We start from the raw sequence: 15,818 nt of genomic DNA, 5'->3' as shown, positions 1-15,818 counted from the left end.
CAATCTTGATGAGGTTGTATAATCATCTGTCTATAATTTTAACGATGGTGTATGAAACACCCATTTCTTTATTCCAATACTTATTTTTTATCAATTAAGAAAGATGCAAATGAATGTATTACGAAATAACATCTTAAAAATAGCGGTGGTTTTAGCCGTGGTTTTTGGGGTCTCTTCTTGTGCAACTCCTCATAAGAAGTCAGTCGACAAAAAAATTAAACAACCTAATATTATTTATATCCTTGCTGATGATGCAGGTTGGGGAGATTTTAGCTGCTATGGCCAAGAAAAATTTTCTACACCTAATATTGATGCATTAGCAGAAAGTGGCATTCGATTTACGGATCATTATGCAGGAAGTAGTGTTTGTGCTCCATCAAGATCAGCATTATTAACGGGTCAGCATACAGGACATACACCAATCAGAGGTAATAAAGAAGTATTGCCAGAGGGGCAAGTACCAATTCCAGCAGATACATACAGTTTACCAAAAATGCTAAAGCAAGAAGGTTATGTAACAGGTATGTTTGGTAAGTGGGGCTTAGGTTATCCGCAATCAGAAGGAGCACCCAATGCTCAAGGATTTGATGAGTTTTATGGTTATAACTGTCAGCGTTTAGCACATACTTATTATCCATTGTATTTAAGACACAACGGAACCAAAGTACCATTACCAGCAAATTCAGAAGGTCAGATGACGTATACGCACGATATGATTCATGAGCAGGCTTTGTCTTTTATTGATCAAAATAAGGATAAACCTTTCTTTATGTACTTGCCTTACACTATTCCACACGCTGAGATGGTTGTGCCACAAGATTCGCTTTTCCAGGCGTATAAAGAAAAATTCCCTCAAGGAAAACCGTATGTTAATAAAGCGAACCATGATCCGAATTTAACACACGAAGATCGTTTTTATAGAGGAGCTTATGGTGATCAAGAATACCCAAGAGCTGCGTTTGCTACTATGATGCATTATTTGGATCAATCTGTAGGTGAAGTAGTTCAAAAAGTAAAAGACCTTGGTTTAGAAGAAAATACAATTATCATTTTTAGTTCTGACAACGGTCCACATAAAGAAGGTGGAGCAGATCCTTATTATTTCAAATCTTTTGGTCCTTTTAAAGGTGTAAAAAGAGACTTGTATGAAGGAGGAATTAGAGTTCCAATGATCGTTTCATGGCCAAAAACAATTGCTGAAAAAACGGTTTCAGATCATCCATCAGCATTTTGGGATGTCTTACCAACTGTTGCAGAGATTGTAGGTGTTGAAATTGCAGAAGATAAAAATATCGATGGTATTTCTTTCTTGCCTACATTGTTAGGAGAATCAAAAAATCAAGCACAACATGATTACTTATACTGGGAGTTCCATGAAAAAGGGGGACGTAGAGCTGTAAGAATGGGTGATTGGAAAGCAGTACAATATAACTTGAAGAAGAAGAAGAAAATTGAGATTTATAATCTATCAGATGATCCTTCAGAGAGTAACAACCTTGCGAAAGAACAACCTGAGGTTGTAAAAAGAGCTCAAAAAATCTTTGATGAAGCAAGAACAGTATCTAGGGCATTTCCATTCCAAGCTGAAAGTTTATAATCATGCATCTCAAATCAATTTTATTTATTTTCTGTTTTCTATCTGTTTTAACAGAAGGTATAAGTCAAACCAATAAAAAGCCCAATATCGTTCTGTTTTTTGTAGACGATATGGGTTGGAAAGACCCTGCTTTTATGGGATCTGATTACCATGAAACACCTCATTTAGATCAATTTGCATCTGAAGGAATAGTATTTCATAATGCCTATTCAGCAGGACCCAATTGTGCACCATCAAGAGCTTGTATGATTTCTGGGCAGTATACACCAAGACATGGTAAAGTGGCCGTTTGGAATTCAAAAAGAGGAATTGAAGAGCAAATGAGGTTGGAGCCAATACCTGATCAAGGTTTGCCTTTAGAAAACTACACTCTAGCAGAAGCCTTAAACGATGGGGGGTACAAAACAGCAATTTTTGGGAAATGGCATATTGCAGGAACTCCAGCTGAACAAGGTTTTGATGTCAACGGAGAAACGGATGCAAGCGAAATTAATTTTAAGGAAACGGATGATCCGAAAGATATCTTCAGCCTTACAGAGGAAGCTTGTAATTTTATGGAAGAAAATAAAGATGAACCTTTTTTCTTATTCCTCTCACACCATACAGTACACACCAAATGGGAAGCTAGACAACCCATGATTGAGTACTTTGAGCAAAAAGAAAAAGGTAAAATCCATAAAAATGCCAAGTACGCGGCAATGGTCAAACATACAGATGATAGTATGGGAATGATCATGGATAAATTGAAGTCTTTGGGGTTAGATGACAATACAATTGTATTCTTTACTTCTGATAATGGGGCTATTGGTAAAGTAAAACAAACACCATTGAGAGGGGCAAAAGGGATGTTGTATGAAGGGGGGATTCGAGTGCCATTGGTTGTAAGATGGCCTTCAAAAATCAAACCTTCCCACTCAACAACGCCAATTATCAACATCGATTTTTATCCTACAATGTTGGATCTAGCAGGAATCAACAAAGCAAAGGACAAAGTATTGGACGGTGAAAGTTTCAACCCAATTCTTGAAGGAAAAAAGGAAAAGCTTTCAAGATCAACCATCTATTATCATTACCCTATCTACCTTGATGGTAAAAATGCAAGAGGAGCAAGAGATGCTTACTTTAGAAATCGACCGGTCACGGTGGCTATTCAGGGAGATTGGAAATTACTTCTTTTCCATGAAGAATATGTCTTAGATGGAGGTGAAGCTAAAATTGCATCCAATCAGATGGTCGAGTTATACAACCTAAAAGATGATCCTTCTGAAAAGAAAGATTTATCAAAAATTGAAACGAAAAAAAGAGATCAATTGCTGAAGGACTTGAAGAAGTGGATGGAGAAGACGAATGCTCCTTTAGCAATGAAGAAAACACCGGAAAATTATCGTCCGGTATATAAACGTGGGAGTAACAAAAGCAAAATGACACATTAGTGTTGTGTTCGGGTTACTTTTCACCCTAATTACATTGTAAACTAAATTATCGTCAACTTTTTATCGACCTTTCTACAAGCATTTATAGGGTCGACTTTCAAATTTACTTCTTCTTCATTTTTGTCTTGAAACAAAAACGAAGCAAAAAATTCAAGGCTTAGAAGTCAAAAGCTAAATTCCATTTCTCTCGCCTATTGAAAGGATAACTCGATCAAAACTTCATCGTTTTGAGATGCTCAAACAGCAAAATCATTTTTAACGGCTCAATACATGGAATTCTTAACGCTTTTCCCTTCAAGGCCGAGGGAAGAAGTAGCAAATGAATTGGGTAGAAAGTCCATTGGCGCGAATGTTAAGCGATAGCGTCATTTGTGTTCTACAGATCAGCAGAAATCTCCTGATTTCTAAATACCAATAAAAGTTGACGATAACTTAGTCTATAATGTGCTAATTGATAATAAGAGAGACCGAAAAATGAGGATATTTTTGTAATTTTATGATTACGAAAATATCCTTTTTTTTGATTTTTTAATATTTTCGTTATTACGGTCCAAAAAACACGATAAATAGCCACCATATACGTAAAAACGCACTTTTTATTAGTTTTTCCCCCTTTTTTAATGAAAAATTAGGGGATTATACTCCCTTTAAAGCTGTTGTTTTGTAATGAAATGAAATAGAATAGGTTCTATTCTCAATAAGAACACTTTAACATTTTTTGAAATTATGCACAAGAAGTTTACTCATTTTAGAGTGGCTCACAGCATTACTAGAAAAAGCATTCTGTATCTGACTTTTTTACTACTATTTAGTTTTGATACTCTTGCCAATTCAGAAGCTGATGATAAGACTCTTCAAGCGCTTCAGGAAAACATTGTTGTTTCTGGAGTAGTAAAAGATGAAATGGGAGAATCACTACCAGGTGTGTCTATCCTTATAAAAGGAACTACTAAAGGAACAATTACTCATTTTGATGGTTCTTACAAACTATCTGTTAATACTAACGACGTATTAGTGTATTCCTTCATTGGTTACAAAAGCAAGGAAGTTGTTGTTGGTACGCAATCTGTTATCGATATCGTGTTGTCACTAGACGAGGAACTACTAGAAGAAGTAGTGGTTGTTGGTTATGGTGTACAAAAGAAACAAAGTATTGTTGGTGCTATTGAAACTACGCCAACAGAAGAGTTATTAGAATCTGGCGGTGCAACGAATATGACTAGTGCATTGACAGGTAGAGTAGCGGGTATGACGGTGATGGAGACTACTTCAGAACCAGGACAGAATGAAGCACAAATCTTAATTCGTGGTCGCTCTTCATGGAACGACAATTCGCCACTTATTCTAGTAGATGGTGTGGAAAGAAGCTTTAATGATATTGACCCTAACGAAGTAGAATCGATTTCAGTATTGAAAGATGCTTCGGCAACAGCAGTATTTGGTGTGAAAGGTGCCAATGGCGTAATCTTAGTGACTTCAAAACAAGGTTCTGAGGAGAAAACAAGAATTAATATTTCTCAGGAAGTAGGTATTAAGACTCCAATGAATACTTCATCAAGATTAGATATGCCTAATACATTTAGATTATCTAATCGAGCATTGGCAAACGATGGACTTTGGGATCAAATGATTCCAGAAAGCTATATCAGAAACTGGGAAGATCCTAATAGAGATCTTGAAAGATATCCAGAAGTAGATTGGTGGGATGAGGTAGTCGGAACAGGTTACCAATCGAAAACCAACTTCAATATTTCGGGTGGAACAAAGAAAATCAAATACTTTACATCAGTAGGTTATTTGAGAGAAACGGATGTTCTAAATTCTCAATCGAGTCAGGATTATGATCCAAGTTTTATGAATGATCGATTAAACTTTAGAACCAACCTTAAGTTTAAAGTAACGAAAACAACGAGTGTAGATTTTGGTATTTCAGGAAATCAAAAAAGGTATTCAAGTCCTGAAGAAGTAAAATCAAGTGAATATCAAAAAGGTGAATTTTTTAAGAAAATCTACAGAACACCTTCTTACCTTTATCCTGCAAGATTTGAAAATGGGACTTATGGTGGTATTGATCCAAACGGAGCAGACAACCCCTTATCAATTCTAAACGAATCAGGTAGCGGACAAACGAGACGTTCGGAGCTGTTTACAAACTTACAACTAGATCAAAAACTAGATTTCATTACTAAAGGACTTACGTTTAGAGCTAAAATTGCTTTTGATACTTATACAGAGTTTAACAAATCAATTGTTAAAGACAGAACATTATTCCACTATCCAACTCCTGACGCTGAAAACCAAGTACGTTATCCTGATGCTAACTTCGTTGAACAACCGGTCACTATTGAAAATTGGGAATATGGTTGGTTTAGAAAAACGATGTTGTATGAATTTTCTTCTCGTTATAACAGAACATTTGGAGACCATTCAGTAACCGGTTTATTACTCTTCTCAAGAAGAATTAATTCACCCGACGTTTCTTTCCCATTCTATGAAGAGAACTGGGCAGGTAGACTAACTTATGACTTCCGTATGAAGTATATGGCTGAAATCAACGTGGGTGTCAATGGATCTGATAACTTCGCTCCTGGAAAACGATTTGGTGTATTTCCATCATTTGCATTGGGTTGGGCCATTTCAGAAGAAAATTTCTTTAAAAGATTGGATTGGTTGAACAGTGCTAAGATACGTTACTCTTATGGTACCGTTGGACGTTCGCACATCAACAACAATACAAGACACCTTTACTTTGGCGAATACTACCAAGACGGTAACATCAACTGGAGATTAGGACAAGATCCGAGAAACTGGGCTCCTCACTATTATGAAGGTAGAATCCCTAACGAAAATGCAACTTGGGAAAAAGCGGTGAAACAGAACTTAGGTTTTGAAGCGACAGTTTTAAAGAACTGGAAACTGACCGTAGATCTATTCAATGAGTACCGTTATGATATCTTGATGGAAAGAAGAAATATTCCAGCATGGTCAGGTTTCCCTGATAATCCTTATGCCAATATTGGAGAGGTGAAATCAAGAGGTTTTGAAGTGGCATTAAGTTATGACTTTACAGTAGGAGATTACTTGAAGATTGGAATTGCTCCAAACTACTCAATGAACGAAAGTAAAATCATCAACAGAGATGATCCAGCTTTACTTCCTGAATCACAAAAAGATGCAGGTAAGCCGATTGGATGGAAAAAAGGATACGTTACTGATGGCTTATACCAAAACTGGGACGACATTTATAACTCACCAAATACTAACTTGGGTGGTTCGCCGATTCCGGGTGATATCAAATATGTTGATTTTAATGGCGATGGTAGTGTAGACATCAATGATCAAACTGTACTGAAAGGATTGGATGTGCCAACACAGACGTATGGTGTGAACCTTTCATTGAGCTATAAAGGACTTTCTGTTTCAGCATTATTCTACGGTGTAAGTGGTAATTACGCAAATATCTCAGACGATATGATGTGGGGCTTCTCAAAAGGTTTTTATGTATTGGATGAATTCCATACTAATACTTGGAGTGCAGAAAATCCAAACGCAAATGCGAACCCAACTCTTCACTTCCAAAACAGACAGCATAACAATAACCCAACGGAATACAGATGGGAAGATGCGTCTTACTGGCGTCTGAAAAACTTAGAAGTTGGCTATACGCTGAAAGGCAAGACAGGGGCTTTCTACAGAAATATGTACATCTATGCATCAGGTAATAACTTATTTACAGTTACTGATTTTGATGAGAGATTGGACCCTGCCAACTCAAATGCGGCTTATCCTCTAGTGAGAAGATTTAATCTTGGTTTACGACTTGGTTTATAAGAAAAGGAAATGAAAAGATTTATAATATTATTACTGGCAATTGGTTTTCTTTCTTGCGAAAGATTCTTAGATCGTTCACCAGATCAAGGTGTTACAGAGTCTGAAGTATTTACCAATTATGAGTCATATAGAGCCTTCAATGACAAACTATATGCTTATTTAGATGATTATTTTGATTGGCGTCGTCGTTTTGATTCAGGTAGTTTCAGTGACGAAACGGAGAACAATTCGAACTGGACCGTTCAAAACGATATGAATGCAGGTGGTTTTTACTCAAAACCAGGTAATGCTAATAATACAGAAGTAGGTTGGGAAATGAGCAATCAAGGTATTGGTTCACGTTCTCCGGTCATTGCGAATAGTTTTCAGGCTATTCGTACAGCGAACATCACAATCGAAAGAATTGAGATGTTAGAGGATGCTACTCCACAACAAATTGATGAGTTATTAGGACAAGCCTACTTTATGAGAGCTTGGCATTATTTCCAAGTGTTGATTCGTTGGGGAGGAATGCCGGAAATGAAAAACTCGTTTACACCGGATACGGATTTTAACCTTCCAAGAAGAAACTTTGTAGAAAGTGCTCAAGATTGTGTGGAAGATTTAGATATGGCACTAGAGTTATTACCCAATCGATGGGAAGCCGATCAACTAGGTCGTGTCACTAAAGGTGCCGCTTTAGGATTAAAAGGAATGATTCAACTTTATATGGCTTCACCATTAATGCAACAAGATGCAGGAAATGGAGCGGTTTATAATAATGAATTACTTCAGCAAGCCATGACTGTTCAAGGAGAGTTGTTCAGAACTGCCGGTGAATACGGTATTCAATTGATGAATGGAAATAACTATAGTGATATTTTTTACAATGAGTTTGAGCCAGCCAATTCAGAATTTGTATTCTGGAGACATACAGGTATCCGATCTTCTACTGATGTAAGAAATCACTTTATACCACAATCCTATGGAGGTGCCAATGCCACAACTGGCCCAACACAAAATATAGTAGATCGATATGAAATGAGTAATGGATTACCAATCAATGATCCTGATTCAGGTTATGATACGAATAATCCATATGAAAATCGTGACCCTAGATTCTACAACAACATTTTGTATAATGGAGCACCTTGGGGTAAAAATGGTAATACACAATTGTACATTGAAACATTTACTGGAGGTAGAGAAGATAAGTTACCGATCAACCAAAGATCATTGACAGGTTATTTTGTCAAAAAATACTGGCCAGTAGGCAACAACCGTTGGGAAAATAGATACGGTATGCATTATATGCCTTGGGTATTTATTCGCTATGCACAGATTTATTTAGATTTTGCGGAAGCAGCCAATGAGGTATACGGCCCAACGACAGTAGCTCCAGAGGCAGGAATGTCAGCCGTTCAAGCCATCAATATTATCAGAAACAGAGTAGGGATGCCAGATGTAAACGCTAAATACACTTCTAGTAAAGATGTTTTTAGAGAGAGAATTCGCAACGAAAGAGCTGTAGAATTATGTTTTGAAGGGCACCGTTGGTTCGACTCGCGTAGATGGAAAACAGCCGAGCAAGATTACCGTTCGATCCGAAAAGTAATTATTACAAAAGACGGGGATAACTATACTTATGAATACCCTGAAATTCCGAATGCGAGAAACTTTGCCGAAAGAAATTATTGGTACCCAATTCCATTGGAGGAAGTAAGTAAAAATGAAAATTTCACTCAAAATCCAGGATGGTAAGAAAGTTATGAATTATACGAATAAAATATATAAATGGACTTTTGCTTCCCTCGTATTTTTTATGGGTGCAAATGCTTATGCGCAAGAAGAAGTTGAAGTGCCATTACAAGAAGTACCTTCAAAAGTGACTTCTGAGGGGACTGAAAGGTTCAAAAGAACATTGAAACTAAGTAGTGACGAAAAGGTAGAAACTACTTACAGAACGCTTTCGAAAGAGCAGTTTATTGGAGTAGCCAACGGAATTTATGGAGATGATCTTTCGACTTCCAATGAACTCAATCTTTCTAACACATTACAAGGTAGAATCCTTGGCTTGCAAGTGACTACAAATGCCAACGTACCAGGAGGTGGAGGAGCCTCTATTACTGTACGCGGAAAAGACAGTAACAGTGGTAACTCACCTTTGGTATTGGTAGATGGTATTGATAGACCTTGGATGGATCTGAATCCAGAGGAAATCGACAAAGTGGTAGTTCTTAGAGATGCTACAGCAAAGATTCTTTATGGATCAAGAGCAGCCAATGGTGTAATTTTGATTACAACCAAAAGAGGGGAGTCAAGTGGTCTTCAAATTAGTGGCGGATTTGAATTTGGAATGAAAACGCCAACCAGTAACCCTGAGTTTTTAAGTGCTGATGAGTACGCTCAGTATTATAATCAAGCGCGTTTGAATGATGGTCTTCCTGCTTTTTACAGTGAAGAACAGATTGCAGCGTATAGAAATGGGACAGATCCACTTTTATACCCTAATGAAAATTACAGAGATTTTGCTTTAAAAGAATCAGCGCAGTATCAAAAGGGGTATTTGAATTTTCAAGGAGGGACAAAAAAGGCGAAGTTCTTTGCTCACCTAGGATACACTGGTGATGGAGGATTAGAATCTACGGGTTTTGAGACCACTTACGAACGTTTCAATATGAGAGCCAATGTTGATATTGAATTGTCAAGCTGGGCTACTTTAAAAACGGATGTAGCGGGTAGAGCAGAGTTCAGAAATAAACCAGCAATGTCCACGGCTAATTTCTTTACGGATTTAGCGTCAACAAGAGCATTAGAATATCCTATTTTTATTGAACAAGGCGACTCTAGAGAAACGACCGTATTGGGAGGTAGTTTAAATCACCCTCAAAACATTTATGGTCAAATGAATTATGGCGGATATGATATTCAGAATGATAGAAATATCCAAACAAGAATCGGTTTTGATTTTGATTTAGACGATTATGTTAAAGGTTTATCAGCTGATATCTATGCCTCTATTGACTATAACTCTATGTTTAGATACGGCAAAAATGAAGGTTATAACAGTTATGCTGTTGTGATGCCAGGCGAAGAAGAAGGATATAAATTACAATTGGTCAATTCAGGTCTTAAATCGGATGACCAAGAGCGAAAAGGATCAAGTGATTACTACAGCAATACGTTTTACGGTTCGATTAACTACGACAGAACTTTTAATGACAAACACCACTTACTTCTAACAGGTGTAGGATATCTTCAAGGAACTTCGGACAGTCAAAGTTTCCAAGTGCACAAACACTTGCATACAGGACTGTCGGCGAATTACATGTTCAATAAAAAATATGTAGTGGAAGGATCTTCTGTGCTTGTGACTTCTAATACACTGCAGAACCAAAATCAATCGATGTGGACTTACTCAGGCGGTTTAGGTTGGATAGTTTCTAATGAAAACTTCCTCAAAAACAATGATGTGTTGACTTACTTAAAACTAAAGGGTTCTGCAGGTGTATTAGCACACAATAATTCATTGAATTATTATACAGAGGTACTTCGATACGGAGAAAGTGGCGATGCTCGTTTTGGTCCTACCAACAACAACAGGTACCCTGTTTGGACACCAACGGCATACGGTAATGAGGACATTGAATATGAGAAATCAATTGAGTTAAACTTAGGTACTGAGTTGGCATTATTCAATAAAATCTATGTGGAGGCAAATGTATTTAGAAATGCCCGTAAAGATATGCCGGTAGCCATGGACGATTTTTACCCTGATTATTTAGGCGGAAATCAAATGATGATGAATTATAACGCTACATTAAGTAATGGTTTTGAGTTAATGGTTTCTTACATGAAGCAATTAGGAGCATGGCATATTGGTGTTTCATCCAATTTCATGTATCAGCAAACAGAGTGGGATGAGGTGTTAGAATATCAGTTTGATGAAACTTACTTGAGTCAAAAAGGAATGCCGATTGGTAATATATACGGCTACAGAAACTTAGGTTTCTTCCAAAATGCCGGTGACATTGCAGGTGCTACCAACCAAACATTTGGTGCGGTAAGACCTGGTGATTTGAAGTATTCTGATTTGAATAACGATGGTGTGATTGATGAAGATGACAGAACGTACTTGGGCACAACGGACCCTACAATGACGTACGGTATCCAATTGAATGTGGGGTATAAGAACTTTAACCTATTCGTTCATGGTTCTGGATTGGCAGGTCACTACGTCAACAACAACAGTCAATACTATCAGTTTGATGGTCTGATGAACTACTCTGAGATTGCAAGAGGAGCATGGACGGAGGCAACAGCTGGAGAGGCATCTTACCCTGCCTTAACAACAGCACAGTCTACCAACAACTTCCAAAACTCAGATTTCTGGTTAGAAAAAGGCAATTTCTTCAGAATCAAAAGTGTAGAGTTGAGTTATACAATGCCAGCTAAAATTGTACAGAAAATGGCTGGAATTCAATCAACATTTACATTGAGAGGTAATAATCTTTATGAATTCACAACGATTGGAAATAAAAATTTAGATCCTGAAAGACCCAATACAGGGATCACGAACTTCCCGATTATGAGAAGTGTGACTTTGGGAGCTCATTTTAAATTTTAATTGATGTAATGATATGAAAAGAATAAAATACATAGTGCTAAGCTTGATTATTGGATTATCAACATCAGCATGTTCAAATTACTTAGAGTTAGAGAGAGATAACCACAGACCTGAAAAAGAAATTTGGGCTCACCCTAGCACAGCAGAAGGTGTATTGCTTTCTGCTTACCAAGCACTTCCATCAGTGTATACTTCTTATGGAAATGATATTTTAGATTGTGCGACTGACAATGCCGTAACAAGACAAATTGAATCATCGCTTAGAAGAATGTCAGCTGGCGGATGGAACCCTTCAAGTAATCCTATTGGTGATTGGTCAGGATCTTATGAGGTGATTAGAAATATCAATGATTTTCTTCAAAAAGGTTTAGCCGTGGATTACTTTATCTCTGATTCACTCCGAAACGCCAACTACAAACAACGTTTATATGGTGAGGCCCACTTTTTAAGAGCTTATTATCATTTTAATCTTTTAAAAAGACATGGTGGGGTAGCCACAAATGGTAGAGTATTGGGTGTTCCCATTATGCTTGGACAAACATCTGACAATACCACATTGCCAAGAAATACTTACGAAGAAGTAGTGGCACAAATTTTAAAAGATACCGAAGTAGCCATGGAGAACTTGCCATTGGAATACACTGGTTCGGATGTAGATTTTGGAGAATCGAATATTGGTAGAGCTTCTCAAATGGCTGCTCAAGCACTTCGTTCAGTCGTTACACTTTATGCTGCGAGTCCTGCATTCGCAGATCAACAAGACCAACTTTCTGCGGAAGAGAAGTGGGGTAGAGCGTTATACGAAAGTCAGAAATTGATTGATATCATGAACGGACTTCCTGCATGGGATGATGATATTTTCTTTGATGACCGATTGGGCGAGCCGATTATGAGAAGATATGCCAACAACAACGATATTGAGCGTAAAAACTATCCACCATCACTCAATGGACAAGGAAGTACGAACCCATCACAAGAGTTGGTAGACGCTTTCCCGATGGCCAATGGTTATCCGATTGATCACCCAGATTCTGGTTACGATGCTACAAAACCTTATGAAGGGAGAGATGAACGTTTTTACGCAACAATTATTCACAATGGTACTTCTTTTAAAGGCACAACAATTGCAACGCATGTAGGAGGAGAAGACCATGTTCAAGTCAATGATTTTGCCACAAGAACGGGGTATTACCTAAAAAAGTTTATCAATCCTAATGTGAGTATTACGCCAGGTTCTGTCTCTAACGGACGTCATTATATTGCTTTATTTAGAAAAGTGGAAGCTTATTTAAATTATGCAGAGGCTGCTAATGAGTTATCAGGCCCTAACACTGTACCGCCGTTTGGTAGAATGACTGCTAAAGAGGCGATCCAAGTAGTACGTCAGAGAGCCAAAATTACTTCAGACGCTTACCTTAATTCCATTGCGGGAAGAGAGGCTTTCAGAGACTTTATTCATAACGAAAGACGTATTGAATTGGCTTTTGAAAATCACCGTTTTTATGATATTCGCCGTTGGAATTACAGCTTAGATGCAATAAATTTACCTGTAAATGGTATTGAAATAAATATAGATCAAAACACACTGACAACTTCCTATCAAAAGATTCATGTTGAAGATAGAAATTACCAAAGCTACATGATTTACGGACCTATTCCATATCGTGAAGTATTGAAAGGTGATGCTATTATTCAAAATAAGGGATGGTAAATGAATGAATTATGAGAAAATTACTTTATACTTTTATCGCATCATTGTTCTTCTTGACAAGTTGCGAAAGTTACAATAACTACCTTAACGACTACGATTATTCAACAGTCTATTTTCCGTATCAAAAACCAGTAAGAACGGTGATTGCAGGAGAGGGCTTACAGTTTAAAATGGGCGTAGTGCTTGGAGGAAAAAGAGAGAACAACAGAACAGAGGTGGTAAGCTATACCATTGATTCAACCCTGTTAGAAGGTACCGCATTTGAGCTTTTACCTTCGGAATATTACACCTTGAGCAATGATAATGAAATGTGGATTCAAGAAGGAGAATTCAACGGTTTAATTGACGTTGTTTTAGATTCTGCACAATTCCTTCAAGATCCTAATGCATTGATCAGAAATTATGCTCTACCCATCCGAATTCTAACTTCCACTACAGACTCAGTACTGACTGGAGATGAAACGAAAGGGGTAGAAGCTATGGACTATATGATTCCGGTGATCAAGTACATTCATACGTTAGATGCCGTTTGGTATCATCACGGCGTTGATTCCGCTTTCAACACAACAGGAGGCTTAGAAGAGGTGACTGTAAATAGCAACGAAGATATGGTGAACAACACCACTTGGAATCTTTCGACAGTAGGTGCAACAGAGGTGATCTCAAATGGACTTTCAGGAATTCGTTTTACATCCCGCTTACATATGAATATGGATTTCGAAAGCGGTATCATTGATGTAACAAGTGCTTCAGATTCTGAAATCCAAGATGTTGAAAATATTGCTTCTCGTTACGTAAAAGAAGACCAAAGAGTGTACTTGAAATATAAATATGAATTGGACAATCAAACGCATATCGTTACAGATACTCTAACATTCAGAAACAAAGAACTTTCATTAGAACTTTGGGATTAAGCTATACTAATTTCAAACTACAAAGTGATGCTGTTTTCAATGGCATCACTTTTTTTGTGTTTGAAATTGAATAGCAGGTCCAAATGGTAGAAACCTCACTGGCGCGAATGTTAAGCGTAAGCGTCATTCGTGTCCTTGAGATCATCAGAAATCTCCTGATTTCTAAACAGAATAATTAACGATAGTTTCGTTTACAATGTAATAAGTTGATCTTAGTTTTAATTCTTCTTTAGAATATCTAATTTTATTTATCTCTTAAAGAAATCTATATAATAAACTAAAATTAAGAATGAGCAAAGCAATCAATGGAAGTTCAAATAAAACTAAAACAACATTTCTATTTGGAGCAGGAGCAGCAATACCGTTTAATGGTCCGACAACTCATGACTTAACACAAATTGCCCTTAAAATTGGACCAAATATACGTGATGAAGAAAAAACAATTACACAATACATTTTTGATAAATTGCTTGATGCAGGGTTTTCAGAAGATGAAGTAAACTTCGAGACACTAATTGCCGTTTTAGAAGAACTGTATATATTCTATGCTAATACTCATAATAATATATCATCTTTCTATAGTGTATTTCTAAATGGTGATAAATTCAAGCATAAAGTTGTTAATCCAAATCATCTAGAGGGAACAGTTAGAATGCTGGAATCTGGTGCTACAACTGAAAATGAAATACAAGAAATCATAAAGGAGTTAGTGGGTAAAATCATTATTGAAATCAATGCTGAAATTCACCAATATGCATATCACACTAAAAGTTCAAAACTGAAACTGCTTTCTACCAATGAAGAAGATAAAAAAGGTTTAATTGAAAATTTTCAAAAATGGATTCAATCAATAAAAAGTGAATCATCAATTCGAATTTATACCCTTAATTATGATTCGATTTTTAAAGCAATTATGCAAGAAGTTGGGATAAACTTATTCGATGGATTTAATGAAACCGATAATCTTAATAAGAGGGGGCCTGATTTATATAAAATTATTTCAGATTCAGAAGAAGATATTCACTATAATTTACATGGTTCAATCTATTGGAGATTTACAGATATTGACGATTGGGAACATGAAGATAACATTCCTTTTATAGTAAAAGGATATGGCCCCAGTTTGCCTGAAATGAGAGTTTTTAAAGGAGTGGAAAAGGGAAAGCCATTATTATTATCAAGTATCATATCAGGTTATCAAAAAGTTCAAAGAATAAGTATTCCACCTCTTAGAGAAATGCATAATGCCTTTGAAAAAGATTGTATGGAGAGTAATAAATTAATAATTGTGGGTTATTCACTTGGAGATGATCATATAAATAGAATTATTCAGACAGCATTTTTTTATAATGAAAATTTAAAAATAGAAATAGTAGATCCCTCAGACTTAACTAATTCAACTAAAAGTATGGACTACAAAATTTTAAGAGAATTTGATCGTTTTTCAAACCCTTCACTCCCTAAAAATACTGATGACGATAAAGTTAAATTATTATGCGATGATAGAATCATCTTACATAATAAATACTTAGAAGATTATTTGTCTTGTGAGATTAAAATGTCTGTTCTTAGTGTCAAGCCGTAAGGCATCACTGAGAACTATAGCATAGTTTAAGTCTGTGACGTATAACTTTATAAAACTATGGGGAAATATAGTTACCCCAGTAGTTCGGACTGTCTAAGCAGAAAAGATAATTATCTTTTTTTGAGAGATTCAGCTTCAAAC

8 protein-coding genes are annotated in these 15,818 nt (G+C 36.6%); all 8 read left to right on the top strand.

Annotated elements, in window-relative coordinates; translation table 11 throughout:
- The first annotated feature begins 109 nt into the window (after window positions 1–109).
- The 8 genes from IC221_RS15605 to IC221_RS15570 all read left to right on the top strand — a co-directional run bounded on the left by IC221_RS15605 (window position 110) and on the right by IC221_RS15570 (window position 15,677).
- On the top strand, window positions 110–1,597 hold the full coding sequence (locus IC221_RS15605; RefSeq protein WP_188169862.1) for an arylsulfatase: 1,488 nt from the start codon (window positions 110–112) through the stop codon (window positions 1,595–1,597).
- Between the two features lie 2 nt (window positions 1,598–1,599).
- Window positions 1,600–3,030 carry a sulfatase gene (locus tag IC221_RS15600; RefSeq protein WP_188169861.1) on the top strand — a complete coding sequence of 477 codons (1,431 nt, stop codon included), beginning with the start codon at window positions 1,600–1,602 and terminating at the stop codon, window positions 3,028–3,030.
- A gap of 726 nt (window positions 3,031–3,756) precedes the next feature.
- Window positions 3,757–6,861 (top strand): TonB-dependent receptor, encoded by a 3,105-nt coding sequence (locus IC221_RS15595; RefSeq protein WP_188169860.1) that lies wholly within the window; start codon window positions 3,757–3,759, stop codon window positions 6,859–6,861.
- Between the two features lie 9 nt (window positions 6,862–6,870).
- Window positions 6,871–8,601 (top strand): RagB/SusD family nutrient uptake outer membrane protein, encoded by a 1,731-nt coding sequence (locus IC221_RS15590; RefSeq protein WP_188169859.1) that lies wholly within the window; start codon window positions 6,871–6,873, stop codon window positions 8,599–8,601.
- Window positions 8,570–11,467, top strand: coding sequence for a SusC/RagA family TonB-linked outer membrane protein (locus IC221_RS15585; protein WP_188169858.1), 2,898 nt, complete (start codon window positions 8,570–8,572; stop codon window positions 11,465–11,467). The genes IC221_RS15590 and IC221_RS15585 overlap by 32 nt, the downstream gene beginning before the upstream one ends.
- Window positions 11,468–11,480: 13 nt before the next feature.
- Window positions 11,481–13,178, top strand: coding sequence for a RagB/SusD family nutrient uptake outer membrane protein (locus IC221_RS15580; RefSeq protein ID WP_188169857.1), 1,698 nt, complete (start codon window positions 11,481–11,483; stop codon window positions 13,176–13,178).
- Window positions 13,179–13,189: 11 nt separating this feature from the next.
- Window positions 13,190–14,092 carry a DUF1735 domain-containing protein gene (locus tag IC221_RS15575; protein ID WP_188169856.1) on the top strand — a complete coding sequence of 301 codons (903 nt, stop codon included), beginning with the start codon at window positions 13,190–13,192 and terminating at the stop codon, window positions 14,090–14,092.
- Window positions 14,093–14,381: 289 nt separating this feature from the next.
- Window positions 14,382–15,677: an SIR2 family protein gene (locus tag IC221_RS15570; protein WP_188169855.1), complete on the top strand. Its 1,296-nt coding sequence runs from the start codon at window positions 14,382–14,384 to the stop codon at window positions 15,675–15,677.
- Window positions 15,678–15,818: the final 141 nt, after the last annotated feature.

Origin of the sequence: Flammeovirga sp. EKP202 (assembly GCF_014534745.1) — a bacterium.
GTDB lineage: Bacteria > Bacteroidota > Bacteroidia > Cytophagales > Flammeovirgaceae > Flammeovirga.
The sequence above is the reverse complement of the archived record's forward strand: the minus strand, read 5'-3'. Positions and strand labels throughout refer to the sequence as shown.

What these genes read in the sequence shown, in the direction of transcription:
- IC221_RS15605 (WP_188169862.1), top strand. Translation starts at nt 110, where the DNA reads ATGAATGTATTACGAAATAACATCTTAAAAATAGCGGTGGTTTTAGCC.
- IC221_RS15600 (WP_188169861.1), top strand. Translation starts at nt 1,600, where the DNA reads ATGCATCTCAAATCAATTTTATTTATTTTCTGTTTTCTATCTGTTTTA.
- IC221_RS15595 (WP_188169860.1), top strand. Translation starts at nt 3,757, where the DNA reads ATGCACAAGAAGTTTACTCATTTTAGAGTGGCTCACAGCATTACTAGA.
- IC221_RS15590 (WP_188169859.1), top strand. Translation starts at nt 6,871, where the DNA reads ATGAAAAGATTTATAATATTATTACTGGCAATTGGTTTTCTTTCTTGC.
- IC221_RS15585 (WP_188169858.1), top strand. Translation starts at nt 8,570, where the DNA reads ATGAAAATTTCACTCAAAATCCAGGATGGTAAGAAAGTTATGAATTAT.
- IC221_RS15580 (WP_188169857.1), top strand. Translation starts at nt 11,481, where the DNA reads ATGAAAAGAATAAAATACATAGTGCTAAGCTTGATTATTGGATTATCA.
- IC221_RS15575 (WP_188169856.1), top strand. Translation starts at nt 13,190, where the DNA reads ATGAGAAAATTACTTTATACTTTTATCGCATCATTGTTCTTCTTGACA.
- IC221_RS15570 (WP_188169855.1), top strand. Translation starts at nt 14,382, where the DNA reads ATGAGCAAAGCAATCAATGGAAGTTCAAATAAAACTAAAACAACATTT.